Source organism: Streptomyces sp. B93, from assembly GCF_018070565.1.
Lineage (GTDB): Bacteria > Actinomycetota > Actinomycetes > Streptomycetales > Streptomycetaceae > Streptomyces.
This window is the reverse complement of the sequence record NZ_JAGPXL010000018.1, coordinates 12,412-37,440: the sequence shown is the minus strand read 5'-3', so window position 1 is coordinate 37,440 and position 25,029 is coordinate 12,412. Positions and strand designations below refer to the sequence as shown.

26 protein-coding genes are annotated in these 25,029 nt (G+C 73.2%); 2 read left to right on the top strand and 24 right to left on the bottom strand.

Annotated elements, in window-relative coordinates; translation table 11 throughout:
- Window positions 1-19: 19 nt before the first annotated feature.
- The 13 genes from KBY47_RS19240 to KBY47_RS19180 form a co-directional block, all read right to left on the bottom strand.
- Window positions 20-307, bottom strand: a complete 288-nt coding sequence (locus KBY47_RS19240; protein WP_210922402.1) for a gas vesicle protein K — start codon at window positions 305-307, stop codon at window positions 20-22.
- Window positions 304-492, bottom strand: a complete 189-nt coding sequence (locus KBY47_RS19235) for a gas vesicle protein (RefSeq protein ID WP_210922401.1) — start codon at window positions 490-492, stop codon at window positions 304-306. The genes KBY47_RS19240 and KBY47_RS19235 overlap by 4 nt, the downstream gene beginning before the upstream one ends.
- Window positions 489-1,313: a GvpL/GvpF family gas vesicle protein gene (locus KBY47_RS19230; protein WP_210922400.1), complete on the bottom strand. Its 825-nt coding sequence runs from the start codon at window positions 1,311-1,313 to the stop codon at window positions 489-491. Before KBY47_RS19230 ends, KBY47_RS19235 begins: the two co-directional genes overlap by 4 nt.
- Window positions 1,310-1,636, bottom strand: a complete 327-nt coding sequence (locus tag KBY47_RS19225) for a gas vesicle protein (protein WP_210922399.1) — start codon at window positions 1,634-1,636, stop codon at window positions 1,310-1,312. The genes KBY47_RS19230 and KBY47_RS19225 overlap by 4 nt, the downstream gene beginning before the upstream one ends.
- On the bottom strand, window positions 1,633-2,664 hold the full coding sequence (locus tag KBY47_RS19220) for an SRPBCC family protein (RefSeq protein ID WP_210922398.1): 1,032 nt from the start codon (window positions 2,662-2,664) through the stop codon (window positions 1,633-1,635). Before KBY47_RS19220 ends, KBY47_RS19225 begins: the two co-directional genes overlap by 4 nt.
- Window positions 2,661-3,275: a DNA primase gene (locus KBY47_RS19215; protein ID WP_210922397.1), complete on the bottom strand. Its 615-nt coding sequence runs from the start codon at window positions 3,273-3,275 to the stop codon at window positions 2,661-2,663. Before KBY47_RS19215 ends, KBY47_RS19220 begins: the two co-directional genes overlap by 4 nt.
- On the bottom strand, window positions 3,272-3,535 hold the full coding sequence (locus KBY47_RS19210; protein ID WP_210922396.1) for a gas vesicle protein GvpG: 264 nt from the start codon (window positions 3,533-3,535) through the stop codon (window positions 3,272-3,274). The genes KBY47_RS19215 and KBY47_RS19210 overlap by 4 nt, the downstream gene beginning before the upstream one ends.
- Before the next feature lie 3 nt (window positions 3,536-3,538).
- Entirely contained in the window at window positions 3,539-4,321 is a 783-nt protein-coding gene (locus KBY47_RS19205; RefSeq protein ID WP_210922395.1) for a GvpL/GvpF family gas vesicle protein, read from the bottom strand.
- Window positions 4,318-4,743 (bottom strand): gas vesicle structural protein GvpA, encoded by a 426-nt coding sequence (locus KBY47_RS19200; RefSeq protein WP_210922394.1) that lies wholly within the window; start codon window positions 4,741-4,743, stop codon window positions 4,318-4,320. The genes KBY47_RS19205 and KBY47_RS19200 overlap by 4 nt, the downstream gene beginning before the upstream one ends.
- A 94-nt stretch (window positions 4,744-4,837) precedes the next feature.
- Window positions 4,838-5,179, bottom strand: a complete 342-nt coding sequence (locus KBY47_RS19195; RefSeq protein ID WP_210922393.1) for a gas vesicle protein — start codon at window positions 5,177-5,179, stop codon at window positions 4,838-4,840.
- Window positions 5,180-5,223: 44 nt separating this feature from the next.
- Entirely contained in the window at window positions 5,224-6,150 is a 927-nt protein-coding gene (gene ligD, locus KBY47_RS19190; RefSeq protein ID WP_308405202.1) for a non-homologous end-joining DNA ligase, read from the bottom strand.
- Entirely contained in the window at window positions 6,147-7,994 is a 1,848-nt protein-coding gene (locus KBY47_RS19185) for a transketolase (protein ID WP_210922392.1), read from the bottom strand. Before KBY47_RS19185 ends, ligD begins: the two co-directional genes overlap by 4 nt.
- A complete protein-coding gene (locus KBY47_RS19180) occupies window positions 7,991-9,640 on the bottom strand; it encodes an NAD(P)/FAD-dependent oxidoreductase (protein ID WP_210922391.1) in 1,650 nt (549 codons plus the stop codon). The genes KBY47_RS19185 and KBY47_RS19180 overlap by 4 nt, the downstream gene beginning before the upstream one ends.
- A gap of 145 nt (window positions 9,641-9,785) precedes the next feature.
- Here KBY47_RS19180 and KBY47_RS19175 point away from each other — a divergent pair, with 145 nt between their 5' ends.
- Window positions 9,786-10,742, top strand: a complete 957-nt coding sequence (locus KBY47_RS19175; protein ID WP_210922390.1) for an LLM class F420-dependent oxidoreductase — start codon at window positions 9,786-9,788, stop codon at window positions 10,740-10,742.
- Between the two features lie 31 nt (window positions 10,743-10,773).
- On the opposite strand, the gene KBY47_RS19170 is transcribed toward KBY47_RS19175, so the two are convergent.
- The 11 genes from KBY47_RS19170 to KBY47_RS19120 all read right to left on the bottom strand — a co-directional run bounded on the left by KBY47_RS19170 (window position 10,774) and on the right by KBY47_RS19120 (window position 23,789).
- Complete coding sequence (locus tag KBY47_RS19170) at window positions 10,774-11,238, bottom strand: phage holin family protein (protein WP_210922389.1); 465 nt, start codon at window positions 11,236-11,238, stop codon at window positions 10,774-10,776.
- Between the two features lie 50 nt (window positions 11,239-11,288).
- Complete coding sequence (locus KBY47_RS19165) at window positions 11,289-11,837, bottom strand: GNAT family N-acetyltransferase (protein WP_210922388.1); 549 nt, start codon at window positions 11,835-11,837, stop codon at window positions 11,289-11,291.
- 9 nt (window positions 11,838-11,846) lie between these two features.
- Window positions 11,847-12,116: a LapA family protein gene (locus KBY47_RS19160; protein ID WP_247694936.1), complete on the bottom strand. Its 270-nt coding sequence runs from the start codon at window positions 12,114-12,116 to the stop codon at window positions 11,847-11,849.
- 66 nt (window positions 12,117-12,182) lie between these two features.
- A complete protein-coding gene (locus KBY47_RS19155) occupies window positions 12,183-13,106 on the bottom strand; it encodes an LD-carboxypeptidase (protein ID WP_210922387.1) in 924 nt (307 codons plus the stop codon).
- Window positions 13,103-15,064: a prolyl oligopeptidase family serine peptidase gene (locus tag KBY47_RS19150; RefSeq protein ID WP_210922386.1), complete on the bottom strand. Its 1,962-nt coding sequence runs from the start codon at window positions 15,062-15,064 to the stop codon at window positions 13,103-13,105. Before KBY47_RS19150 ends, KBY47_RS19155 begins: the two co-directional genes overlap by 4 nt.
- A 15-nt stretch (window positions 15,065-15,079) precedes the next feature.
- The gene (locus KBY47_RS19145) at window positions 15,080-16,408 is read right to left on the bottom strand and encodes a M20/M25/M40 family metallo-hydrolase (protein WP_210922385.1); all 1,329 of its coding nucleotides are present in this window, start codon (window positions 16,406-16,408) and stop codon (window positions 15,080-15,082) included.
- Complete coding sequence (locus KBY47_RS19140) at window positions 16,401-17,234, bottom strand: M55 family metallopeptidase (protein WP_210922384.1); 834 nt, start codon at window positions 17,232-17,234, stop codon at window positions 16,401-16,403. Before KBY47_RS19140 ends, KBY47_RS19145 begins: the two co-directional genes overlap by 8 nt.
- A 97-nt stretch (window positions 17,235-17,331) precedes the next feature.
- A complete protein-coding gene (locus KBY47_RS19135) occupies window positions 17,332-18,057 on the bottom strand; it encodes a class I SAM-dependent methyltransferase (protein ID WP_210922383.1) in 726 nt (241 codons plus the stop codon).
- 147 nt (window positions 18,058-18,204) lie between these two features.
- Window positions 18,205-20,673, bottom strand: a complete 2,469-nt coding sequence (locus tag KBY47_RS19130) for a SpoIIE family protein phosphatase (RefSeq protein WP_210922382.1) — start codon at window positions 20,671-20,673, stop codon at window positions 18,205-18,207.
- A gap of 115 nt (window positions 20,674-20,788) precedes the next feature.
- Complete coding sequence (locus tag KBY47_RS19125) at window positions 20,789-23,182, bottom strand: MFS transporter (RefSeq protein WP_210922381.1); 2,394 nt, start codon at window positions 23,180-23,182, stop codon at window positions 20,789-20,791.
- A gap of 163 nt (window positions 23,183-23,345) precedes the next feature.
- Window positions 23,346-23,789, bottom strand: a complete 444-nt coding sequence (locus KBY47_RS19120; RefSeq protein ID WP_210922380.1) for an SRPBCC family protein — start codon at window positions 23,787-23,789, stop codon at window positions 23,346-23,348.
- A gap of 147 nt (window positions 23,790-23,936) precedes the next feature.
- On the opposite strand from KBY47_RS19120, the gene KBY47_RS19115 reads away from it, so the two are divergent.
- Window positions 23,937-24,995, top strand: coding sequence for an Rv2578c family radical SAM protein (locus KBY47_RS19115; protein WP_210922379.1), 1,059 nt, complete (start codon window positions 23,937-23,939; stop codon window positions 24,993-24,995).
- The last annotated feature ends 34 nt before the right edge of the window (window positions 24,996-25,029 follow it).

Below are 25,029 nucleotides of genomic sequence, written 5' to 3'. Positions count from 1 at the left end.
CGACCCCCGGGACTGAACCTCAGTCCCGGGGCAGCAGCGGTCCGAGCGGCCCGAGGTCCAGATTGAGGTCCTCGGGCCGCAGTCCGTACCGCTCCCGCAGTTCGGTCATCCGGTCGTCGAGCAGCATCAGGGTGAGCCCGATCCGCTCCTCCTGCTCCTCGGTCAGGTCCCCCTCGTCAAAGCGGCGCAGCGCCTGCCGCTCCATCAGCTGGCGCAGCAGCTCCACCACCGTGAGGACGAGTTTGACCAGGTCACGCTCCACGGTGTCCGGTTCGAGGTCCAGGCGGCCCCGGCGCGGTGTACTCATGTGCGCTCCCCCCAGGGCGCGGGGACCCGCGCGTTCACCGAGCTGATCAGGGCGTTCAGGTCGATGCGGACCAGGTCCACGTCGGCGATGCGCAGGGTGACGTCCCCGGTGATGACGACGCCTCCGGCCAGCAGCCGGTCCAGCAGGTCCACCAGGGCGACCTCACGGCGTTCCACGACGGTCACGTCCGGCCCTCCCCCTCTCCGTCAGGCTTCCTGGATTCTCCCGTCTCCCCCGGCTCGACGAAGGAATACGCCGCCCACGGTCCGGTGAGTTCCACCCGAATTCCGGCGGCGCCGTTCTCCGTCTCGTCCTTCGTCCGGTCCACGATTTCCACGAATTCCTCGGAATCGGCGCGCGGCACCAGGTAGGCGGCGTTGAGCACATTGTGTCCGGCGGCCCCCGACAGCGCCGGGCTCTGCGGCGCGTGCAGCCGGGAGTCCTCGGCGTGTGCGGCGAGCGTCCGGTGCAGCCGGGTCGCGAAGCCCTCGGCCCGCTGCCAGGTGTCCTCACGGGTGCGGGCCTGCCTGCTGCGCTGCCGCAGATAGTCCCGGCCCGACGCGGCCGACGCCTCCCGGCGGGGTTCCGGGGCGGACCGGCTCTCGGTGTCGGCCGGGAGGTACACCTTCACGCCCCACTCGACCCGCCCCTCCAGCCGGTCCAGGGTGTGCCGGAAGTCCGCCTCGCGCGCCTCGATCATCGTGCGTACGCCGCTGTCGTCCCGGAAGACGGTGGCGAGCCGCAGCGGCAGCGGGGTGGTGACGGTGGTGAGCGCGTCGATCACGCCCTGGTGGGCGCGGGCCACCCCGGTGAGCCAGTCCAGGTCCTCCAGATGGGCCCGTAGCGGCTCCTCCGCGAAGTCCGCCTCGGGCACATGGCTGACGACGGCGACCAGCCCGTGGTGCGGCAGCAGCCGGGGCGGGTCGCCCGCCACACCCGCGAGCTGGCTCTGGAGCGGGGTGCCGAAGGGGCGGCAGACGGCGTACACGTACCGCAGTCCGGTCATGTGACCTCCTCCTGGGCCCGGCCGGGTTCGAGTTCCGCCAGCCGGGCCCGCAGCTCGGCGTTCTCCCGGGCCAGCTCGTCACGGCGGGCCCGGGTGGACAGCGCCGGGTCGTCCTCCCACCAGTCGATGCCCATCTCCTTGGCCTTGTCCACCGAGGCGACGATGAGTCGCAGCTTGATGGTGAGCAGTTCGATGTCGAGCAGGTTGATGCGGATGTCGCCCGCGATCACCACGCCCTTGTCGAGCACCCGCTCCAGGATGTCGGCGAGGTTGGCGCCGCCGTCACGGCCGTAGGACTCGGGGAGCCGGCTGGGAGTCGTCATGCACGCCTCCCGTCCCTGTCGTCGGCGTACTCCTCGTCCTCGGGCTCGTCCTCGGGTTCCTCGTCGAACTCGTCCTCGGGCTCGTCTTCGGGCTCGCCTTCCGGCTCGTCCTCGAACTCGTCCTCGGGTTCCTCGTCGTACTCGTCGCGCTCCTCGGGCTCCTCGTGTTCCTCTTCCGGCTCCTCCTCGTCTTGCTCGTCGGCGACCGCATCCTCATGGCTCACGACGACCTCGCCGTCCCGGATCTCGCCCCGCCAGCCCTCCTCGGTCTCCCCCTTCAGGGTGATGAACCGGGCGAAGTGCTTCAGGTCGAGGCGGGCCCGGCGGCCCTGGGCACGCCAGATGTTGCCGGTCTTCTCGAAGAGGCCCTGCGGGTAGTACTCGATCACCAGCAGGACGCGGGTCAGGTTGTCGGCCAGCCGGTGGAAGGAGACGACACCCTTCGTGGTGCCCTTGGCGCCCTCCGAGGTCCAGGCGATCCGGTCGTCCGGCACCTGCTCGGTGGTGTGCGCCTTCCAGCCGCGGTTGGACCACAGGACCTTCAGCTGCCAGTCGGAGTCGGTGTCGTCGGCGCGGCTCGCGCTCTTGACGCCCTTGGCGAAGGTGCTGAAGTCCTGGTAGCGGGTCCACTGGTCGTACGCCGTGCGCAGCGGCACCCCGACATCGATGTGCTCCATGATGACGGTGGGCCGGTGCCCGGCGCCGCCCTTGCGCCCGCCGCCCTTGGAACCGGTGAGGTTCTTCAGCGCGCCGGTCACGCTGTCCTTGGCGCGGGACGCGCCGACCTCCAGCGCGGTGCGCAGCGGGCCCTTGCCCTCGGCGAGCTTGCGGCCGCCGTCGAGGGCGAGCCGGGCGAAGCCGGGGCTGTTGCCGTCGGCTATGTCGTTCAGCCGGCCGGTGGTCTCGCCGAGCTTGCGGCCGAGGCCGGTCAGCATCCGTTCCGCCTGGGCGGCCAGGTACTCCTGCGCCTCCGCCTTCAGCCGCTCGGCGGCCTCGCTGCGGGCGACGTTGGTGAGGGGCTCGCTCATCGCTCACCGCCTCCCTTCGGCAGCCGGGCCCCACGGGCGGCCGTGGTGGCCTTGCGGGCCGTCTTCTTCGCCGCGGTCTTCTTCGCGGCGCCCTTCTTGGCGGCGGCCTTCTTTGCCGGGGCCGCCTTCTTCGCGGGCGCCGCCTTCTTGGCCGCGGCCTTCTTGGCGGGGGCCGCCTTCTTCGCCGCGCGGGGCGCCTCGGGCTCGGCCTCGTCGGCCTCGGGCACCTCGGCCTCGCGCTCGCGGCCCTCGGGCTCGTCGTCCTCCGGCTCCCCGGCCGCTCCGGTCGGCACCACCCCGGCGAGCTGGTCGCGGACCTGGCCGGTCCGGCTGTGCAGCCGGTCGGCGAGCGCGTCGAGCTGCCGCTCGACCATCGCCCCGGAGGCGGCGGAGCCGACACCGCGCAGGTCCTCGCGCAGCTGGTCCCCGATCTCCTTGAACTGCGGGTTGTCCCGCAGCTGCCCGGCCACCAGGTCGGCGAGCGCCCGCGGCGTGAGCCGCATCCGCTTCCCGGCCACCAGCGTGCCGACGGCGAAGGCGAGTTTCATCTTCTTGGTCCGTCCGAGGACGTAACCGGCCCCAACCGCGAGGCCAAGTCCCACTCTGTTCATGGTGTCGTCCCGTCGTTCGTGTGCACGCCCCTGCGCGAGGCGGTCTCCAGGCGGTCCAGCAGTTCGTCCTCCCTGCGGTCGAACTCCTCCTCGTCGATCTCGCCCGCCTCCAACTGCTCCTCGAGGCGGGCGAGTTCGGCTCGGACGACGCCCGGGTCGTAGTACTGGCGCTCCGCCTCGCGGAGCACCTGTCCGATGACCCACGCACTGCCGCGCACCGGGGCGAACGGCAGCAGCAGGACCTCTCCGATCAGTCCCATGGGCTACCCGGTCCCGGTCCCGATGCCGCCGCTACCGCCGATGGCGCTGCCCGCGGGCTCGGCGGGGCCGGGCTCCACGAAGCTGTACGGCGGCAGCGGGCCGTTGACCCGCACGTCCAGGTGCGGATGGGCCTCGCGGGCCTGTGCCACGGCGGCCAGGAACGACTCGGCGGTGTCGCGGGCCACCAGGTAGGACACGTTCACCAGCCAGCCGGTGGACTCCGGTCCCACGCTCTCGGCCGCGGCGGCGGGTTCCAGCACCCGTCGCAGCTCGGCCGCGTCCTCCGCCTCCTTGGCCTGCACCGCGGCGGCGACCAGCTCGCCGAGCCGCAGCCGCTCCTCATAGCTGCCGCCGCCCGCCTGCCGGTTGGCCTCGGCGAGGGCACGGATCTCCTGGTTCTGGGCCATCACATGGTGCAGTACGGCCTCCTCCACGTGGGAGGCCTTGATGTTGTACTCGACCTTCCCCTCCAGCGCCCGCAGCCGCTCCTTGTAGTGGTCGGAGCGCTCGGCGAGCACGCCGGTGACGGCGGCGTCGTCCTGGGCGACGCTGCCGAACCTCATGGGCAGGACGCAGGCGGCCGCTCCGGCCTCCGCGAGCACGTTCTGGTGGGCGATCAGGTCCTTGCGCTTGGGCCGCAGCCCCTCGGGGGCGTCGCTGACGATCGCCGCGAGGTCACCCTCCTTGAGGATCCGCACGGGCCGTGCCGGGTCGCCGACGCCGCCCATCCCGTCGGGGAGGGCGGGGTGGGAACCGGCGGTGATGCCGTAGACGTACGTGCTCACTCCTGCTCCCCCTTCCTGCGCGCGGCCGTCGTCTTGCGGGCACGCGGCCTGGACTCGGTCTCGCCCTCCTCGCGCGCCTGCTTGAAGGCGTCGGAGACGGTCTGGGCGGCGCCGGACAGGGCGCCCTTGGACTTGCCGCGCGCGCCGGACTCGGTGATCTCGCCGACGACGTCGGGCAGGCCGGGGCTCTTGTTCGGGCCGGACTCCAGGTCGAGGCGGTTGCAGGCCTCGGCGAAGCGCAGATAGGTGTCGACGCTGGCGACGACGACGCGGACGTCGATCTTCAGGATCTCGATGCCGACGAGGGAGACGCGTACGAACGCGTCGATGACGAGCCCTCGGTCGAGGACCAGCTCCAGGACGTCGTACAGGCCGCTGGAGCCGCCCCCTCCGCCGGTCTGCTGTGCCGGGACGACGGTCATACCGACCGTGCCTCCTTGTCTGTCTCGTCTGTCGTGTCTGTCTCGTGTGTCTTGTCCGGGGATCTGACTGTGGTGTGCGGTGCGGGTCGGCGGCCTAACGGCCGCCGGGCCTGTGTGCGTCGGCCCGCCCGCGTTCGTAACGGCGAAGGCGCCGGTAGCCGGTGAGCTGTCCGTCCGGGTCGAGGTCGACCTGGTAGCTCGCCATCAGGCTCATCGTGTCGGGCACCCGGGCGAGTTCCATGACCTCGATCTCCAGGGACCAGCCGTCCTCCGTCTGCTCGAAGGAGGAGACGGTCTCGGCGGCCATACCGGTCAGCTCCGCGAGCTGGGTCCGTGCGTGCCGCAGCACCTGCATGGGGTTCGGCCGCTCTTGCGCCGTTGACTTCTCTTGCTTCGAGTCTTGCTTCGAATCGGATGTGCGCTGTCCGTCAGTCATGGCCACCTCCAATGCCGGGTGGCCGCAGGACCGTTGGCCAAACCTCAGCCGCGCAACGCGTCCAGCCGCCGCCGGGCGGGGCCCAGCGCGCGGGCGCGGCGCGGCACGTCGGCCCAGGGGTCGCTGCGGGCCTGCTCGACGGCGTCGGCGATGCTCCAGCGCCGGGGCCCGAGGCCGGGGTCGTCGAGCTGGTCCCAGGCGATCGGCACGGCGACGGGCGCGCCGGGCCGGGCACGCACGGTGAACGGGGCGACCGCGGTCTGCGCGTAGGCGTTGCGCTGCACGTCGAGGTAGAGACGTTCGCCGCGGTCCTTCTTGCGGGCGGCGGTGGTGAGCCGGTCGGGGTGGTCGGCGGCGAGGGTGTCGGCGACGTCCTTGGCGAACTCGCGCACCTCGTCGAAGTCCTGCCGTCCGTCGAGCGGTACGACGACGTGCAGGCCCCGCGAGCCGGTGGTCATCAGCGCGGCGGGCAGGCGCAGTTCGTCGAGGAGTCCGCCCAGCAGCCGGGCCGCCTCCCGCACCGGCTCGAAGCCCTCCACCGACGGGTCGAGGTCGAAGACCATCCGGTCCGGGTGGTACGGGCGGCCGACGCGCGACAGCCACCGGTGCAGGGTGAGGCAGGCCTGGTCGGCGAGGTGGACGAGGGTGGCGGTGTCGTCGCAGACGGTGTGGCGGACTGTGCCGCCCTCCTTGGCGACCTCGGCCCGGGTGATCCAGTCCGGGTAGTGCTCGGGGGTGTTCTTCTGCATGAACCGGCCGCCGTCCACGCCGTCCGGGTACCGCTCCAGCATCAGCGGGCGGCCCCGCAGCTGCGGCAGCAGGTACGGCGCCACCGACAGGTAGTAGTCGACGAGGTCGCCCTTGGTGTACGCGGGGTGGCCCGGCCCGCCGGGGAAGAGCACCTTGTCGGCGCGCCGCACCTCGACCGTGCGCCGTCCGGCCCGCACCGTCCGCACGGCGCCGTGGTTCACCGTACGACCGCCTGCTCCACCAGCAGTGCCACGGACGCGGCGATCGACTCGGCGTCGATGCCCGCGGCGTGCAGCTGCTCGGCGGGGCTCGCCGAGCCCGGCATCGTACGGACGGCGAGGCGGACCAGGCGGGGCACCGGGCGCCCGTCGAGGAAGGCGTCGAGGACGGCGTCGCCCAGGCCGCCCTCCTGGTGGTGGTCCTCCACGGTCAGCAGACAGCCGGTGTCCTCGGCGGCCTGCCGCAGGGTGGCGCGGTCGACCGGCTTGACGGAGTACAGGTCGATGACGCGCGCCCGGATGCCGTCGCGGCCCAGGGCGTCGGCTGCGGCCAGCGCCTCGGGCACGGTCACGCCCGCGGCGACCAGGGTCACCCGGTCCTCGGCGGAGGAGCGCAGCACCTTGCTGCCGCCGACCGGGAACCGCTCGTCGGGACCGTAGATCACCGGGCTCTTGCCGCGAGAGGTGCGCAGGTAGCGGATGCCATCCAGGCCCGCCATGGCCGCGACCAGCTGGGCGGTCTGGTTGGCGTCGCAGGGGTAGAGCACGGTCGAGTCGTGCACGGCGCGGAACATCGCCAGGTCCTCCAGGCCCATCTGGGAGGGCCCGTCCTGCCCGATGGCGACGCCCGCGTGCGAGCCGACCAGGTTGACACCAGCTCCGCTGACGGAGGCCATGCGGACGAAGTCGTGGGCGCGGGTGAGGAAGGCCGCGAACGACGACGCGTACGGCACCCAGCCGCGGCTGGCGAGGCCGACCGCCGCCGCGACCATCTGCTGCTCGGCGATGTAGCACTCGAAGAACCGCTCGGGGTGTTCCTTGGCGAAGAACTCGGCCCGGGTGGAGTCGCTGACCTCGCCGTCCAGGGCGACCACGTCACCGCGGCCGTCGCCGAGCGCGGCGAGGGCGCGGCCGTAGGCGTCGCGGGTGGCGACCTCCTCGCCGCGCTCCCAGCGGGGCAGTTCGACGGGGCCGGTGCGCACGGCGTGCAGCATGCGGGTGGTGGGCGGTTCATGGACCTCGACCCGCAGGTCACGGGGGCCGCCGAGTTCGGCGATCGCCTCGTCGGCGTCCGGCAGCGGCTTGCCGTGCAGTCCCTCGCGGTCCTCGACGGCCTCGACGCCCTTGCCCTTCAGGGTGCGGGCGAGGATCGCGGTGGGCTGCCCCTTGGTCGACAGGGCCTCGCCGTAGGCGCGGTCGACGGCGTCGACGTCATGGCCGTCGACCTCGACGGTGTGCCAGCCGAAGGCCTGGAAGCGGCGGGCGTAGGCGTCGAGGTCGTGGCCGTGCCGGGTGGGTCCGCGCTGGCCGAGCCGGTTGACGTCGATGATCGCGGTGAGGTTGTCGAGGTGCTCGTAGGCGGCGTGCTCGGCGGCCTCCCACACGGAGCCCTCGGCGAGTTCGCTGTCGCCGCACAGCACCCAGACCCGGTGGTCGTCGCGGTCCAGCCGCTTGCCCGCCAGGGCGACGCCGACCGCGACGGGCAGGCCCTGCCCGAGGGAGCCGGTGGCCGTCTCCACCCAGGGCAGCCGCCGGGGCGTGGGGTGCCCCTCCAGCCTGCTGCCCAGTTCTCGGAAGGTGAGGAGTTCCTCGTCGTCGATGGCTCCGGCCGCCTTGAACGCCGCGTACAGCAGGGGTGAGGCGTGGCCCTTGGAGAGGATGAACCGGTCGTTGCCGGGGTGGGCCGGGCGGTCGAAGTCGTAGCGGAGGTGGTTGGCCAGGAGGACTGCCATCAGGTCGGCCGCCGACATCGAGGACGTGGGGTGTCCGGAGCCCGCGGCGGCGGCCGCCCGTACGCTGTCCACCCGCAACTGCTGTCCCAGCTCGGTGAGTTCACCGCTGTTCATGCCTCTCCCTCCATGTCGGTGTCGGTGCGCCGGGGCGGTCCGGGCGTGGGGTGCGCGGCACCACGGCCCTGCTTCGCGGGCTCACCGCCGGGCTGGTTCTTGGCGGGCTCACCGCCCGGCTGGTTCTTCGCAGGTTCGCCACCCGGCTGGTTCTTCGCGGGCTCACCGCCCGGCTGGTTCTTCGCGGGCTCGCCACCCGGCTGGTTCTTCGCGGGCTCACCGCCCGGCTGCTGCCGCTGTTCCTGTTGTTTCCTCATCTCGCCCTCCGCGTTCTTGTCGCCGGAGCCACCGGATTCGCCGGAGCCACCGGATTCGCCGGACCCGCCACCGCGCGCCTCGGCTCCCTCGGGCACCCGCGCCAGCTCCGGCGACGCCGTGTCCAGCGGGACCGACCAGGACCGTACGAGACCCAACTGGACGGCCTGGCGCGGCAGTACGGCGTCCAGCAGCCAGTCGGCGGCGACCCGGACCCGGTTGCCGGGCATGGCGGCCAGGTGGTAGCCGCGGGTGACGGCCCCGGCGAGCGGCCCGGACAGCGGCACCCCCAGCGGGTTGGCCGCGGCCTTCACCCCGCCCAGGTCGACCACGAACCCCAGGTCGCTGTGGCGGTAGGCCTTCCGCTCGCCCACCCCCAGCGACGCGGCGATGTTGCGGGCGCACGTCCGGCCCTGCCGCCAGGCGTGCTGGGCGGTCATCGGCGTGTAGGTGCCGGGGTTCTCCAGGTCGGGCACGGCCGCGGCGTCCCCGCAGGCGAACACCTCGGGGCGGCCCGGCACCTGGAGGTGCGGGTCGACGAGGAGCCGTCCGCGCTCCATGGGCAGCCCCAGCGACTCCGCGAGCGGGTCGGGCCGTACGCCCACGCACCACACCAGGGTGCGGGTGTCGACGAACTCGCCGTCGGTGAGCAGCACCCCGCCGGGCGTGGCCTCCTTCACCGAGGTGCCCATCCGCACGTCCACGCCGCGTTCGCGCAGCACCCGGTCGGCGGTGCGGGAGAGCCGTTCGTCCATCTCGGGCATCACGCGGTCGGCGATGTCCAGGAGCATCCAGCGGGGCCGCATGCCCGCCCGCAGCGGGTGCCTGCGGACCTGTGCGTCGGTGAACAGCTGCCCGTGCGCGGCGACCTCGGTGCCGGTGTACCCGGCGCCGACCACGACGAAGGTGCAGCGGGCGGCGCAGCTCTTGGGGTCGTCGGTGGCGGCCGCCAGCTCCACCTGCCGGGTGACGTGGTCGCGCAGGTAGAGCGCCTCGGGCAGGCCGCGGAAGCCGTGCGCGTGCTCGGCGACGCCGGGGATGGGCAGCAGCTTGTTGACGCTGCCCGCGGCCAGCACCAGCCGGTCGTACTCCACCGTCCCGGCGTCGCCCTCGGGGTCGGAGTAGTGCACGGTGCGGGCGTCCAGGTCGATGGTGTCCGCCTCGCCGAGCAGCAGGCGCACCCCGGGCAGGGTGTCGGAGAGGGAGACGGTGACCCGGCGCGGCTCCAGGATCCCGGCGGCCACCTGGGGCAGCAGGGGCAGGTAAAGAAAGTAGTCGGTCGGGTTGATCAAGGTGATCTCGGCCTTGCCGCGGGCCATCCGCGACAGCTCGCGGGCCGTGCGGTACCCGGCGAAGCCGGCTCCGACGATCACGATGCGGGGTCGACTCACGGTTCCTCCGGTCCTCCGCGGTGCGGTGTCGTCCGAGCCTTCCGCGTCCCCCTGGCCAGGGCGGCCAAACGTGCCCGTGGTTCCCGGACCGGGCCCCGGGTACTCGGCCACGCGACCCGAACCGCCGCCCCCGGAGGTACCCCCCATGCCCGAGTACGGCTACTTCCTGTCCTGTGAGGAGCACGGTCCCGCCGAGCTGGTCGAGCAGGCGCGGATGGCCGAGCAGGCCGGTTTCCAGGCGCTGTGGATCTCCGACCACTTCCACCCGTGGAACGACGCCCAGGGCCAGAGTCCGTTCGTGTGGTCGGTGATCGGCGCGCTCTCCGAGGCGGTGTCGCTGCCGATTGAGACGGCGGTCACCTGCCCGACCGTCCGCACGCACCCGGCGGTGGTGGCGCAGGCCGCGGCCACCTGCGCGGTGATGACGCAGGGCCGTTTCCGGCTGGGCCTGGGCACCGGCGAGGCGCTGAACGAGCACATCCTCGGCGATCCCTGGCCGCCCGCGCACATCCGGCTGGAGATGCTGGAGGAGGCCGTGCAGATCATGCGCAGGCTGTTCAGCGGCGAGGAGGTCAGTCATCGGGGCACCCACTACACGGTGGAGAACGCCCGCCTGTACACGGTCCCCGACGAGCCCGTCCCGATCGACATCTCCGGCTTCGGGCCGAAGGCCACCTCGCTCGCGGCACGGGTGGCCGACGGGTTCGTCACGATGATGCCCGAGGAGCCGATGGTGGAGCAGTTCCGCAAAGGGGGCGGTGGCGCCAAGCCGGTGAGTGGAGGCACCAAGGTCTGCTACGGCACCGACCGCGACGAGGCCGTACGGACCGTGCGGCGGCTGTGGGCCAACGAGCTGCTGCCCGGCGAGATGGGCCAGGTGCTGCCCTCGCCGCGCCACTTCGAGCAGTTGGAGCCGCTGGTCACGGAGGAGATGGTGCGGGAGGGCCGGGTGTGCGGCGACGACGTGGACGAGCACGTCGCCGCCCTGAGCGCGTTCGCCGACGCCGGCTTCGACCGGGTCTACGTGAACCAGATCGGGCCCGAGCAGCGGGCGTTCTTCGACTTCTACCGCACCAAGGTGCTGCCGCAGCTCACCGGCTGACGCCCGCAGGGCCTGGCGCCCGGCTGGGTGGTCAGGCCCGGTGGTGCGGGTTCTCCGGGTCGGTCTCCTCCGGGCGGGGCGCTCCGGGTGCCGTCGGCGGCATCGGGGGGTACGGCACCGAGCCGAGGCCGCCGGGCGGGCCGACGGGCGGGGTGCCGCCGTGCACCCGGTCCTCACCGGTGGCCGCGTCCACGGGGTGCTCCGGCCGTGGCCGGGCCGCGCCGCGCAGCAGGTAGGCGATCGCGGCGAGGATCACCGCGGTGATCAGGGCGGCGGCCCAGTCGGGCAGACCGGCGGCGAGGGCGAGTCCCACGGTCAGCGCGAGGGCCGCGCCCGCGTACAGGGCGACGGCGCCGGACGCGGCGTACAGGGCGGCCTTGCGCCGCTGCTGGCGTGCCTGCCGGTGCAGTTCGTCCCGCACCGTCTCGCGCGTCACCTGCGCCAGTTCGTCGACCAGTTGCCTGTCCAGGTGTTCCAGATGATCGAGGCGCTTCATGGCGGCCGGGTACCCTCGGTCGACGGTGGGTAACGCCGTGGCGTCGGCGCTCAGTCCTTGATCATCTCGGTGGTGACGGCCCAGCGTTCGTGGTCGCGCCAGGCCCCGTCGATGTACAGCATGTCCGGCGAGTAGCCCTCCAGGCGGAAGCCGCAGGCGCGGGCCAGGGCGATGGAGGCGGCGTTGCCGGGCTGCACGTTGATCTCCAGGCGGTGCAGCCCCATCGGCCCGAACGCGTACCGCACCACCAGGTCGAGTCCCTCCCGCATCAGCCCCCGCCCGGCGGCGTGCGCGAAGGCGCCGTAGCCGAGGGCGCCGCTCTGGAAGACGCCGCCGACGATGTTGTTGATGTTGATGAACCCGGCGATGGTCCCGTCGTCGCGGTCGCAGACCAGGAACCCGGCCCTCGTCGGGTCCTCGATCAGCCGCCCCGCGTACCCGGCGTACTCCTCGACGGTCTGCGGCGGGAACAGCCAGGGCCGGTGCAGCTCACGGCTCTCCCGGGCCCGCGCCACGAACTCGACGCCGTCCGTCCGGGTGAAGGGCCGTATGCCCACCCGGGGGCCCTCGGCCAGCCGAGGGGGTGTGTGATGAGGCACCCGGCCACCCTACGGCCTCGCGCGCGCCCTGCGCCGACGGACGAAGTACGCCCCGCACAGCGCCCCGATGAGCCACATCGCGAGCAGCGCCGCCCACAGCGGCATGGACACCACGGGCACCAGCAGCCGGATGTCGGTGGTCTGGGTGTTCTCGAAGATGAAGATCAGGGCGAGGACGGCGAGCACCAGCACGGCGATCTGGCCGGCGGTCATCGGAGCGCGCCCACCGCCGTCCCGCTCACCGACGGTGTCGCCCGGGTAGGTCTTCTTCCGGCTCATGACACCAGCGTGCGGCCGGTTCCGGCCGCACGCGCGGCGAGAGCTGCCCACCGGGTGACGACGGGCTCAGCGCAGCGCCGGTTCGTCCAGCGTCAGGGTGGCGCGGTCCGCGTCCAGCTCGGCGGCCACCCCGAAGGGCACGGTCAGCGCCCCCTCGCAGTGTCCGAAGCCGAACTCCTCCACCACGGGCACCCCGAGCCCGCCGAGCCGGTCCGCGAGCAGCGCCCGCACCCGGTCGTAGGGGTCGCACTGCGCCCAGGACCCGAGCAGCACCCCGCACACCCCGTCCAGCCAGCCGGAGCGCAGCAGCTGGGTGAGGTAGCGGTCGAGCCGGTACGTCTCCTCCCCCACGTCCTCCAGGCAGAGCAGGCCGCCGCTCGCGGAGGGGCGGGCGCCCGGGGTGCCGAGGTCGGCGGCGAGCAGGCTGAGGCAGCCGCCGAGGAGGACGCCGCGGGCCCGGCCGGGGACGAGGGCGGGCCCGCCGGAGGTGATGGTCCGTACCGTCTCCGGTGCGAACAGGGTGGCCCGCAGGTGGTCCTGCGCCCGCGCGTTCTTGACGAGGTCGACGCCCGCGGCCATCGGCCCGTGCAGGGTGACCAGGCCGAGCCGGGTGGCGAAGGCCTCGTGCAGGGCGGTGATGTCGCTGAAGCCGACGAACACCTTCGGTCCGGCGGCCCGCATCGCCTCCCAGTCGAGCAGGTCGACCATCCGCTGGACGCCGTAGCCGCCGCGGGCGCAGAGCACCGCGTCCACGGACGGGTCGCACCAGGCGCCCTGGAGGTCGGCGGCGCGGTCGGCGTCGGCGCCCGCCAGGTAGTCGAAGGTGCCGTGCCGGTCCAGGACGTGGGGTGCCACCACCGGGTCGAGGTCCCAGCCGCGCAGGATGTCCAGCCCGGCCTGCAACCGGTCCTCGGGGACCGGCCCGCTGGGCGCGACGACGGCGACCCTGGCGCCGGGGGCGAGCCGGGCGGGTCTGGTCAGCTCCCTCACTTGGTCAGCTCCAGCTTCGGGACGCCCGCCGGGTGCAGCCCGAACACCTGGGCGTACAGGGAGAGTTCGGCCTCCAGCGCGCGCACCATGGTCTCGGCCCGCCGGAAGCCGTGCCCCTCGCCCTCGAAGGCGATGTAGGCGTGCGGCACCCGGCCGCCCTCGATGCGGGCGAGGAACCGTTCGCACTGGGTGGGCGGGCAGATCGGGTCGTCCAGGCCCTGGAGCAGCAGGAACGGCGCGGTGATCCGGTCGGCGTGCTCGGTCGGGGAGCGCTCGGCGTACCGGCCGGGCACCTCGGCGATTGGTCCGACGAGGCTCTCCAGGTACCGCGACTCGAAGTCGTGGGTCTCCCCCGTCGCCCAGCCGGTGAGGTCGAGGATGGGGTAGATGATCGTGCCGCAGGCATAGACGTCGGTGGCGGTGAGGGAGGCGGCGGAGGTCCAGCCGCCCGCGCTGCCGCCCCGGATCGCGAGGCGCTCCCGGTCGGCGGTGCCCTCGTCGGCGAGGGCGAGGGCGACGGCCGCGCAGTCCTCGACGTCGACGACGCCCCACTGCTCCCGCAGCCGGTCGCGGTACTCGCGTCCGTACCCGGTGGAGCCGCCGTAGTTGACCTCGGCGACGCCGATGCCGCGCGAGGTGAAGTAGGCGATCTCCAGGTCGAGGACGAGCGGGGAGCGCCCGGTGGGCCCGCCGTGCGCCCAGACGACGTACGGCGGCAGTTCGGGGCCGGGTGCCACGCAGCCGGGGTTGTGCGGCGGGTAGACGTGGGCGTGGATGTCGCGTCCGTCGGGTCCGGTGAAGGTGCGGATCTGCGGCTCGGGGTAGAGGGCGGGGTCGACGGCGTCGTCGTGGGCGGCGCCCATCACCCGGGCGTGGCCGGTGCGGGTGTCCAGTTCGACGACCTCCCAGGCGCTGCGCGGGCTGGCGCCGACGGCGACAACGCGTTCGCCGTGCACGGCGAGGGTGCCGGAGAACTCGGTCCAGGGTCCGGCGGCGTCGACGACCTCGCCGGTCTCGGGGTCGAGTATGCCGAGGGCGGTGGCGCCGCGGCCGTGCACGACGGCGATGGTGCCGCTGTCCAGGGGGGCGAACCAGCGGGAGCCGATGCGCCACATCGGGCCGCCGAACTCCTCCTCGCGGGGGCACAACGGGGTGCCGTCGCGGTAGAGGTTCCACCACCCGGTGCGGTCGCTGGTGTACAGCAGACCGCCGTCGGCCGACCAGTCGGCCTGCGCGACGGACTCCTCGGGGCCGCCCGCGACCGTGCGCGGCGTGCCGAGCGTCCCGTCCGCGGTCACGTCCGCGACCAGCAGTTCGGTGCCGTCCCAGGGCATCCGGGGGTGGTCCCAGGCGATCCAGGCCGCCCGCCGCCCGTCCGGGGAGAGCCGGGGGCCGGTGACGAACCGGTGCCGCTCGGCAGTGAGTTCGCGCACCGCGGCCCGGTCCCCGGCGGCCGAGCCGTCCAGCGGTACGGCGGCCAGTACGCGCCGTACGTCGGTGGGGCCGTCGCCGGTGAACTCCTCCAGGACGCACCACACCTCGCCGTCCTCGACCCGCATCACCGGGTCCGCCCAGCGCAGCCCGCCGCCGACGGCCGAGACCGGGGTGAGCGGCTGCGGCTCGACGCCGGGCGACCAGCGGTACAGCCGCTGGTCTCCGAAGTCCACGAACACCACCAGGGGCGTGCCGTCCACGACGGCTCCGGCCCAGGGCCGGCCGCCGTACTCGATGACCCGGCTGCGGACGTTCCACGGGGCGGGCAGCACGGTCTCCTCCGTGCCGTCCCCGTGGCGTCGTACGAGTGTGCGACGGCCGCCCTCGGTGGGGCGCGGCTCCGTCCACCAGACCTCGTCGCCGACGAAGCCGACGAACTCGGGGTGCCCGTCGTGCGCGGCGGCCACGGCCGCGTCGATCGGCGAAGGCCACGCACCGTATGGCAGGGTCTGCACCTTTTCCATCCCTCCCGGCCCCGCTCAGGCCGTCCGCAGAAAGCGGTCGAGGACGCGGACACCGAAGTGCAGCGCCTCGACGGGCACCCGCTCGTCGACCCCGTGGAACAGGGCCTGGTAGTCGAACCCCTCCGGCAGCTTCAGCGGCGCGAAGCCGTAGCCGGTGATGCCGAGCCGCGAGAACTGCTTGGCGTCGGTGCCGCCCGACATGCAGTACGGCACCACGTGCCCCTCCGGCGCGAACTCCTGGACGGCGGCGCGCAGTCCGGCGAACGTCGGCGAGTCCACCGGCGCCTGGAGGGCGACCTCGTGGTGCTCGAACTCCCAGTCCACGTCCGGGCCGGTGAGCCGGTCCAGGGTGGTGCGGAACTCGTCCTCGCCGCCCGGCAGATAACGCCCGTCGACATGGGCGACCGCCTCGCCGGGGATGACGTTGACCTTGTAACCGGCGTCCAGCATGGTCGGGTTGGCGCTGTTGCGGACGGTCGCCTCGACCAGCTTGGCGGCCGGACCGAGCTTGTCCAGCAGCGCGTCCACGTCGGTGAGGTCGCTGTCGATGCCGTAGACCGCGGCGAGTTCGGTGAGGGCGGCGCGGACGGTCGGGGTGAGCCTGAGCGGCCACTCGTGGTCGCCGATGCGGGCGATCGCGGCGGACAGCCGGGTCACCGCGTTCTCACGGTTCACCTTGGAGCCGTGCCCGGCGCGTCCGCGCGCGGTCAGCTTCAGCCAGGCCGTGCCGCGCTCTCCGGCGGCGATGGGGTAGATCTCGCGGCCGGAGCCGTCGTGGAAGGTGAACGCCCCCGACTCGCTGATGCCCTCGGTGCAGCCCTCGAACAGCTCCGGGTGCCGGTCGGCGAGGAAGCCGGAGCCGTCCTCGGCGCTGGCCTCCTCGTCGGCGGTGAAGGCGACCACGATGTCCCGCCGGGGGCGGACGCCCTGCCGGGCCCAGCCGCGCACCACGGAGAGGATCATCGCGTCCATGTTCTTCATGTCGACGGCGCCCCGGCCCCAGACGACACCGTCGCGGACCTCCCCGGAGAAGGGGTGCACGCTCCAGTCGTCGGCCTCGGCGGGTACGACGTCCAGGTGGCCGTGGACGAGCAGCGCGTCGGCGGAGGGGTCGGTGCCCTCGATGCGGGCGACGACGTTGGTGCGGCCCTCGGTGCGCTCCAGCAGCACCGGCTCCAGGCCGGTGTCGGCGAGCCGCTCGGCGGCGTACTCGGCGGCGGGCCGCTCCCGGCAGTCGCCGCCGCCGCGGTTGGTGGTGTCGACGCGGATGAGGTCGGACGTGAAGGTCACGACCTCGTCCAGCGCCTGCTGATCGGTCCCCTGAGCTGCCCGCTGGTCAGCCATACTGCTCCTCCACGGCGGACGAGACGACGGTGGTGACGGCCTTGAAGGTGCGGATGCCCTCGAACATGGTCCCGCTGGTGTAGGCCACCTTCCGCTCCCCGATCCGCTCCACTCCCGGTACGACGGTCGCCGCCATGGCCAGATGCTCGGCGTCGAACTCGACGGCGACTGTATACGGTCCGCCGGCGACCGGATCCTGCCGCCCCGCCAGGCTCACCGCCTCCTTGGCCGCGGCCCTGATGTCGGCGGCGGTGCGGGCGGGCGTCCGGCACACGGCGGCGTACCGCGAGACATGGTCCTTGACCGCCACCTTCAGCGCCCCGGGCGCGTAGCCGAGGGCGTCCTCGCAGGCCACGTCGTCCCCGGTGACCAGGATGACCGGCACCCCGTACTCGGCGACCACGTGCGCGTTCAGCAGGCCCTCGCTGGCGCGTACGTCGTTCAGCCACACCCCGGTGATGGAGTTGGCGAGGTAGGTGTGCGCGAGCACGCCCTCCGCCCCGGCGCCCGCGTGGTAGCCGACGAACGCGATCGCGTCGACGTCGCCGTGCTGCACGCCCTCCACCATGGACAGCGACTTGTGCCGGCCGGTGAGCATCTGCACCCGTTCGTCCAGTTGCTCCAGCAGCAGGTTGCGCATGGTCCAGTGGGCCTCGTTGACGAGCACCTCGTCGGCTCCCCCGTCGAAGAAGCCGAGGGCGGCGGCGTTGACGTCCGAGGTGAACATGGAGCGGCACCGTTCCCACTGCGGGGTGCCCGGCAGCACATCGGCGGGCCAGGTCACCCCCGTGGCGCCCTCCATGTCGGCGCTGATCAGGATCTTCATGCTGCGAAACGTTACGCGTCGCGGGCGGAACGGGCCAGGACGCGGTACGGCCCGTCCGGGCGCCCGCCGCCGACCCGGACCGCTCGCTCCCCAGGCGTCACGCCCGGCGCCCCGCCACCAGCCAGACCGACGGCAGTTCGATCCGCGTACCGTCCTCGGTGTACTCCGTGGTGACGAGCGGGAGTTCACCGCTCGCCAGGACGGTGAGCCCGGCCGCCCGCAGATGGTCGGGGACGGCCGCGTCGGCGACCTCGCCCGGCGCGATGCCGTGCCGCAGCACGGGGGCGAGCTTGGCGGGCGGACCGGAGGGGCCCGTCGCCAGGCCGCGCAGCACGGCCCCGGCGGCCTCCGAAAGCTCGACGAGGAAGACCCGGCCGCGCTCACCGGCGAGCGTCGCCAGGCTGTCGACCAGGGGCTGGCGGTCGTCGGGCTCGCACTGGTGCAGCACGCCCCGCACATAGACGTTGGCGTCGCCCAGCTCCGCGTGCAGCGTCTGCGCCTCGTCCTTCTCTGCGGCGTCCAGCAGCCGGTACGCGGCCTGCCCCGCGGGGTCCGCGCGCCGGGCGTGGTCGACGGCCGCGGCGGACAGGTCGACGCCTATGACGTGCGGGAAGCGGTCGGCGAGGAAGCGGGTCTGGGTGCCGTTGCCGCAGCCGACGTCGAGCAGCGGCAGCGCCGGGTCGGTGAGCTGGGGCTCGAACAGGGCCAGATGGCGGCCCGCGGTCAGCGCGGGCTCCGCGTCCCAGAACACGGCCCCGGTTTCCTGAGGCGCCTCGCGCCAGAACCCCTCCCAGGCCTCCCGGTACCGACTCGTCACGCTCATGCCCAACTCCCCAGGGTGCGACGGCGGCCCGCTCGGGTGAGGGGCCAGTACGGTCTATCGCGCCCAGGTCACGGCCACAAGAACACAGCGCCGATATCGCGCGCCCCTTTCACCACCCGCGCGCCCCTGCCGGGGGCGCGGACGGGTTCAGCGGCGCGGCAGGGTGAGTTCGAACCAGACCGTCTTGCCCGCCCCGGTCCGGCTGGCGCCCCACTCCCGGGCCAGGGTGCTGACCACCCTGAGGCCCCGTCCGGCCTCGTCGCCGCCTGAGGCGCTGAGCAGGGTGGGCAGTTCGTGGTCGTCGTCGTCCACCTCGCACAGCAGGGTGTCGCCGCGCACCAGGCGCAGCCCGACCGGACGGTGGTGGGAGTGCCGTACGGCGTTGCTGACGAGTTCGCTGACCAGCAGCTCGGCGGTGTCCGCGGTCCGCGCCAGGCCCCAGTCGTGCAGCTGCTCGCGGACCGCGGCGCGCGCCCGGCGCACCTCGGCGGGGTCGAGGGGCAGCCGCCACTCCGCGACGTCGTCCGGTGCGATGCCGCCGAGCCGGGCCATCAGCAGGGCCACGTCGTCCTTGCGGCCGCCCCGGGGGTTGAGGGCCCGGATGATGGTGTCGCAGGCGTCGTCCATGGAGGCGGCCGGGTGCGCGGCGGACTCGCACAGCGTGGCCAGCCCGACACCGATGTCCTCACCGCGCACCTCGACCAGCCCGTCGGTGCACATCACCAGCCGGTCGCCGGGCCGCACCGGCACCCGCACCGTCTCGAACGGCACCCCTCCGACGCCGATCGGGGCGCCCGTGGGCAGGTCCAGCAGTTCGCTGCGGCCGTCCTCGGCGCGGACCAGCACGGGCGGGATGTGCCCGGCGTTGGCGATGCCCAGCTCGCCCGCGATGGGGTCGTAGACCGTGTACAGACAGGTCGCGAGGTAGGTGTCGCCGAGCCGCTGGGCGAGGTCGTCGAGGTTGCGCAGCAGCTGGGCGGGCGGCAGGTCGAGGGCGGCCATGGTCTGCACGGCCGTGCGCAACTGACCCATCATCGCCGCGGAGTTCAGGCCGTGGCCCATCACGTCCCCGACGACGAACGCCGTGCGGGCGCCGGGGAGTTTCACCGAGTCGAACCAGTCGCCGCCGACCCGGCCGAGCAGGGTGCCGGGCAGATAGCGGGTGGCGATGTCGCAGCCCGCCATCCGTGCCGGGATGTGCGGCAGCATGCTGTCCTGGAGGGTCTCGGCGACGGACTCCTGGTAGGTGTACATGCGCGCGTTGTCGAGCACGAGGCCCGCGCGGGCGGCGAGTTCGGCGCCGGTGACCCGGTCCATGTCGTTGAAGACGGGCCGCTCGGGGTGGCGCAGCAGGATCATGAAGCCGAGGACGACGGTGCGGGCCTTGAGCGGGACGACCAGCATGGAGCGGCCGGTGATCAGCGGCCGGATGTCGCGCTTCTCGAACTGCGCGGCGATGGCGTGCCCCATCTCCTCGCTGATGCGCGGCACCAGCACGGGCTCACCGGTGGTCATGCACTGGAAGAACGGGGTGTGCGCCGGGAACGGCATCGCCTCGCCGACCGGCACCACGTCGTCCCAGCGGCCGGGTTCGTCGGTGTGCTCGACGGCGACCCGGTGCCACAGGGTGGTGGTGTCCGGCACACCGTCCGGGAACCCCTCACCGGCGACGACCTGTTCGCGCAGATAGGTGCCCGCGACATCGGTGAAGCGGGGGACGACGGCCTTGCTGACCTCGACGATGGTCTCGGCGAGGTCGAGCGAGGTGCCGATCCGGCCGCTGACCTCGTTGAGGAACTCCAGCCGTTCCCGGACGGCGGCGTACTCGAGGTCGTCGGCCTCCTCGCCCAGCTCCCGCGGCACGGGATCGCCCGCCGCCACGGCCCGCGCGAGCCGTTCGCGGCGCGCCCTGCGCTCGGCCCGCCGGGGCACGCCCCAGTCGGGGGTGACCGGCACCCGGTCGTTCTGGCTGAACTCCAGCACGGGATAGCCCAGTTCGAGGACCTGTCCGACGATCCGGGCGCTCTCCTCCACGCTCATGCTGGGCAGGATCTCGGGGAGGCGGCGGGCGAGGTCCTCGGCGCCGGGGAAGTCGGTGTGCAGGGCGAATCCGGGCACGATCCGCTCGACGAGCGCGTCCGTGGCGTCGAGGGTGTCGTCGGGGTCGCGCAGTCGCAGCGGCGCCGCGTCGGCGGCGAGCACGAGCAGCCGTTCCGGGCCGGGGCCGACCAGCGGGTAGGCCCACCACAGCACGTCGATCCGGTCGCGCTCCGGCACGGTGAGCCGGGCGCAGCCCGCCGCCGGGTAGGACAGCCACCCGCCGAGGGAGACGTCGAGGTCGGGACCGAGCCCGTCGTCCACGCCGTACGAGGACAGGGTGTCGTCCTCGGTCAGGGCACCGGAGACGGGCAGCAGGTCGGCCACCGGGCGGCCGATCGCCGCCTCCTTGGCGGTGCCGAACAGCCGTCGGGCGCCCGCGCTCCAGTGGGAGACGAGGCCCTCCCGGTCGACGACGACCACGGCCAGCGGGATGCGACCGGCCGCGGCGTTCCCCGTCACCGCGGCCCGCCCGGCCTCGTGGCCGTCGTCCACTTCCCGGTCGGTGCCACGGTCCATGGCCCAGGCCCTCTCTCCCCACGGCTCCGCAAGATCTGTCCCCCGGCCCCCACCGTACGGCGGTGACCGCCTCCGATGTGCGGCAACGGGCGAATTGACATCGCCCGCCGGACGCTCAGTCCTCGTGCCCGAGCTGGAGGTCCCGTTCGGTGCGGCCGCCGCCCGCCACCTGGAGGACGGTGGCGACGGGCGGGTATCCGGCGGCGATGACGGTGTACTCGCCGGAGGCCAGGTCGACGAAGCGGAAGGTGCCGTCGGGGCCGGTGGTGAGGGTGTCGACGACGTTGCCCGCGGCGTCCAGCAGGGTCACGCGGGCGTCCTCGACGGGCCGTCCGCCACCGGCCCGGACCGTGCCGCGCAGGGTGGCGCCGCCCGCGAGTTCGATGTCCTGCCGGGTCTCCCGGGCGGCCTGCACGGTCACCGGCAGCGCGGCGGGGCGGAACGCGGGCGCGCTGGCGGCGAGGGTGTACTCACCGGCGACCAGCTCGGTCATGACGTAGCCGCCCTCGCGTGCGCTGCGGGTGGTGGCGACGACCTCGCCGTGCACGTTGGTGAGGGTGACGGTGGCGTCCCGCACGGGGGTGCCGTCGGCGGTGACCACGCTCCCGGCCAGCCGTCCGGCGCCGCCGAGGACGACGTCGAGTTCGACGGGGCGCTCGCCGACGGTCACGGAGACCGCCTGCGGCTGGTGGCCGCCGGCCGCGGCGATCAGCACATAGGCCCCGGCGCCGGGCGTGGCGAGCGCGTACCGTCCGTCCTCGCCGCTGGCGCCCCGCCCGATCTGCTGTCCGGCGATGTCGATCAGGGTGAGCGCGGCGCGCGGCACGACGGTGCCGTCGGGGTGCTGCACGGTGCCGCAGACGGCGATCCCGGCCGCGTACGGCGAACGCGCCTGGGGTACCGGCGCGCTCTCCGGCTCGGTGGTGGTGGGGGCGTGGTAGGACACCAGCGGTTTCTCCTTGAGGAAGAAGGCGGCGAGCAGGCCGAGGACGAGCACCGGCACGAGGTAGAGGAAGATCCTCGGCATGGCGTCGGCGTAGGCCTGGATGTAGGCGTCGCGCAGCGGGGGCGGCAGGGTGCGCACCAGGTCCGGGGTGATGGACTCGAGGTCGGGCAGGCCGCCGCCCGGGTGCGCGGGGAGTTGGTCGGGGAGCCGGGCGGCGAGGCCGTCGGTGAGCCGGCCGCCGAAGAGGGTGCCGAAGACGGCGGCGCCGACGCTGCCGCCGATCTGCCGGAAGTAGTTGTTGGCGCTGGTGGCCGTGCCGAGGTCGGCGGGGCGGACGCTGTTCTGCACGGCGAGGACCAGCACCGGCATCACCATGCCGATCCCGGCGCCGAGCACGGCCATCCAGACGCTGTAGTGCAGCCGGGGGGTGCCGGCCTCCAGCCGGGACAGCAGCCACATCCCGGTGACGCTGAGGGCGCCGCCGAGGATGGGGTGGATCTTGTAGCGGCCGGTGCGGCTGACGAGTTGGCCGGAGACGATGGAGGCGCCGACGATCCCGCCCATCATCGGCAGCATCAGCAGCCCGGACTCGGTGGCGGAGGCGCCGTCGACCATCTGGAGGAAGGTCGGCAGATAGCTGGCGGCGCCGAACAGGGCGACGCCGGCCACCAGGGCGACGAGGCTGGTGACGTTGAAGACGGGGTCGCGGAACAGCCGCAGCGGGATGAGGGGTTCGGCGGCGCGGTGTTCGGCGACGGCGAAGAGCAGGACGGCGGCGAGGGCTCCGGCGGCCAGGCCCAGGACGACCCGCGAGTCCCAGGCGTACTCGGTGCCGCCCCAACTGGTCAGCAGCACCAGGCAGGTGGAGGCGGCGGTGAGCAGCAGCGCACCGGGGACGTCGAAGCGGGCCTTGGCGGCCGGCTTGGGGAGTTTCAGCACGACGGCGACGACGGCCATGGTGACCAGTCCGAAGGGCACGTTGACGTAGAAGCACCAGCGCCAGGAGTGGTGGTCGGTGAAGTAGCCGCCGAGCAGGGGTCCGGCGACAGAGGCGAGTCCGAAGGCGGCGCCGATCAGGCCCATGAACCGGCCGCGCCGCCGGGGCGGCACGATGTCCGCGATGATCGCCTGCACGCCGATCATGAGCCCGCCCGCGCCGACGCCCTGGACGGCCCGGTAGGCGATGAGCTGGTCCATGGTCTGGGCCCGCCCGGCGAGGGCGGAGCCGATGACGAAGACGACGATCGCGAACTGGAAGACGCCCTTGCGGCCGAGGAGGTCACCGAGCTTGCCGTAGACCGGCAGGGTGACGGTGGCGGTGAGGAGGTAGGCGGTGATCGCCCAGGACATCCGGTCCAGGCCGTGCAGCTCGCCGACGATCTTCGGCAGCGCGGTGGCGACGATCATCTGCTCCAGGGCGGCGAGCAGCAGTGCCAGCATCAGCGCCAGGAAGACCAGCCGCACCCGGCGCGGGCTGAGGGCGGCGGGCGGGGCGGTCTGGGCGGCGGGCGGCCGCGGGGGTGCCGCGACCGCTTCGTCCTGCACCACTGTGGTCCCGCCCACGTACCGCTCCCCTCGTCGCGCCTGCCGCTCGGTTCCCGCGTGAAGCGGCAACTGCGCGGGGGCGCGGCGAGTTACGGCGCGGCCGAGGTCCTCCGGGGAGATCCACTCGAACCGGTGAGCCCCCCAACAGCCGCGGGGGGCTTACCTTTTGCCTGCTTCCCGCCTACTTCTCCACCTCGGCGGCGAGCTTGGCGAGCACGGCGTCGTAGATGCGGCCGAGGCCCTTGGGGGCGAAGGTCTTCTCGAAGAAGCCGCCGATGCCGCCCGCGCCCTGCCAGGTGGTGGTGACGACGACCCGCGAGCTGCCCTCCCCGGCGGGGGTGACGCGCCAGGTGGTGACCATGGAGGAGTTGCGGTCCTTCTCGACCAGCTCGCCGTCGGAGGGTTCGGTGACCTCCAGCAGGCAGTCGCGGACGCGCTTGCTGGTCGCCTGGAGCTTCCAGTGGACCAGGGTGCCCTCGCCGTCGCCGCCCTCGCGCACCTCGTACTCGCTGAAGTGCTCGGGCAGCAGCTTCGCGCGGGTGCCGCTGTAGTCGGCGAGGGTGTCGAACACCGTCTCCGGGTCCGCCGCGACGACCCGTTCCGTGCTGGCCTCGACCTGCGCCATCGACTTCCTCCAGGAGCTGAGTTCTCGGGGTCGGGGCAAGCCAACCACCCCGGTCCCCGGCCGCCAAATCGGGGGCTTCGAAAGTGACCGAACACGATCATGGGAACACATGTTCTATTCTGGGCCCAGTGCTACCGAGGAGGCGTCATGCGCTGGGAGAACCTCACGACGGGATCCGGCGAGAGCGAGGGCCCCGCCGAACACGGCCGGGCGGCCGACGCCGCGCTGTTCGGCGCCGACGCGGTCGTCACCCGCACCTTCGACACCCCGGAGTTCCGCGGGATCACCTTCCACGAGGTGCGGGCCCGCTCCATCCTCAACCGGGTGCCGGGCGCCTCACGGATGCCGTTCGAATGGACGGTCAACCCCTATCGGGGCTGCACGCACGCGTGCGTCTACTGCTTCGCCCGCAAGACCCACAGCTACCTGGACCTCGACACCGGCCTCGGCTTCGACTCGCAGATCGTGGTCAAGGTGAACGCGCCCGAGCTGCTCCGCCGCCAGCTGGGCTCCCGCCGCTGGCAGGGCGACCACGTCGCGATGGGCACCAACGTGGACTGCTACCAGCGCGCGGAGGGCCGCTACCGGCTGATGCCGGGCATCATCGGCGCCCTGCGCGACCACGCCAACCCCTTCTCGATCCTGACCAAGGGCACCCTGATCCTGCGCGACCTGGACCTGCTGACCGAGGCGGCCGAGGTCACCGACGTGGGCATCTCGGTCTCGGTCGGCTTCACCGATCCCGAGCTGTGGCGCACCGTCGAACCGGGCACCCCCTCCCCTGAACGGCGCCTGGACGTCGTACGACGGCTCGGTGAGCGCGGGATCGGCTGCGGGGTGCTGATGGCGCCGGTGATCCCGTTCCTCAGCGACCAGGAGGACCGGCTGCGCGCCACCGTGCGGGCGATCGCGGCCAGCGGGGCGACCTCCGTGACACCGCTGGTGCTGCATCTGCGCCCGGGCGCCCGGGAGTGGTTCATGGCCTGGCTGGCCCGGCACCACCCGTACCTGGTGGGCCGCTACCGGCGGCTGTACGCGGACGGCGCATACGCGCCGAAGTGGTACCAGCGCCGGATCACCCGTCAGGTCCACGACCTCGCCCGCGAGTACGGCATCGGCCCCGCCCGCGCGGGCATGCCCCGCAGGACCGAGCGGCCGGAACCCGTGGCCGAGGCGCCCGACCCGGTCCAGCTGACCCTGCTCTAGGGACTGTCCGGGCTGGGTGATCGAGTATGGGCGC

What these genes read in the sequence shown, in the direction of transcription:
- KBY47_RS19240 (WP_210922402.1), bottom strand. Translation starts at nt 307, where the DNA reads ATGAGTACACCGCGCCGGGGCCGCCTGGACCTCGAACCGGACACCGTG.
- KBY47_RS19230 (WP_210922400.1), bottom strand. Translation starts at nt 1,313, where the DNA reads ATGACCGGACTGCGGTACGTGTACGCCGTCTGCCGCCCCTTCGGCACC.
- KBY47_RS19225 (WP_210922399.1), bottom strand. Translation starts at nt 1,636, where the DNA reads ATGACGACTCCCAGCCGGCTCCCCGAGTCCTACGGCCGTGACGGCGGC.
- KBY47_RS19220 (WP_210922398.1), bottom strand. Translation starts at nt 2,664, where the DNA reads ATGAGCGAGCCCCTCACCAACGTCGCCCGCAGCGAGGCCGCCGAGCGG.
- KBY47_RS19215 (WP_210922397.1), bottom strand. Translation starts at nt 3,275, where the DNA reads ATGAACAGAGTGGGACTTGGCCTCGCGGTTGGGGCCGGTTACGTCCTC.
- KBY47_RS19210 (WP_210922396.1), bottom strand. Translation starts at nt 3,535, where the DNA reads ATGGGACTGATCGGAGAGGTCCTGCTGCTGCCGTTCGCCCCGGTGCGC.
- KBY47_RS19200 (WP_210922394.1), bottom strand. Translation starts at nt 4,743, where the DNA reads ATGACCGTCGTCCCGGCACAGCAGACCGGCGGAGGGGGCGGCTCCAGC.
- KBY47_RS19195 (WP_210922393.1), bottom strand. Translation starts at nt 5,179, where the DNA reads ATGACTGACGGACAGCGCACATCCGATTCGAAGCAAGACTCGAAGCAA.
- KBY47_RS19185 (WP_210922392.1), bottom strand. Translation starts at nt 7,994, where the DNA reads ATGAACAGCGGTGAACTCACCGAGCTGGGACAGCAGTTGCGGGTGGAC.
- KBY47_RS19175 (WP_210922390.1), top strand. Translation starts at nt 9,786, where the DNA reads ATGCCCGAGTACGGCTACTTCCTGTCCTGTGAGGAGCACGGTCCCGCC.
- KBY47_RS19170 (WP_210922389.1), bottom strand. Translation starts at nt 11,238, where the DNA reads ATGAAGCGCCTCGATCATCTGGAACACCTGGACAGGCAACTGGTCGAC.
- KBY47_RS19160 (WP_247694936.1), bottom strand. Translation starts at nt 12,116, where the DNA reads ATGAGCCGGAAGAAGACCTACCCGGGCGACACCGTCGGTGAGCGGGAC.
- KBY47_RS19150 (WP_210922386.1), bottom strand. Translation starts at nt 15,064, where the DNA reads ATGGAAAAGGTGCAGACCCTGCCATACGGTGCGTGGCCTTCGCCGATC.
- KBY47_RS19145 (WP_210922385.1), bottom strand. Translation starts at nt 16,408, where the DNA reads ATGGCTGACCAGCGGGCAGCTCAGGGGACCGATCAGCAGGCGCTGGAC.
- KBY47_RS19140 (WP_210922384.1), bottom strand. Translation starts at nt 17,234, where the DNA reads ATGAAGATCCTGATCAGCGCCGACATGGAGGGCGCCACGGGGGTGACC.
- KBY47_RS19135 (WP_210922383.1), bottom strand. Translation starts at nt 18,057, where the DNA reads ATGAGCGTGACGAGTCGGTACCGGGAGGCCTGGGAGGGGTTCTGGCGC.
- KBY47_RS19130 (WP_210922382.1), bottom strand. Translation starts at nt 20,673, where the DNA reads ATGGACCGTGGCACCGACCGGGAAGTGGACGACGGCCACGAGGCCGGG.
- KBY47_RS19120 (WP_210922380.1), bottom strand. Translation starts at nt 23,789, where the DNA reads ATGGCGCAGGTCGAGGCCAGCACGGAACGGGTCGTCGCGGCGGACCCG.
- KBY47_RS19115 (WP_210922379.1), top strand. Translation starts at nt 23,937, where the DNA reads ATGCGCTGGGAGAACCTCACGACGGGATCCGGCGAGAGCGAGGGCCCC.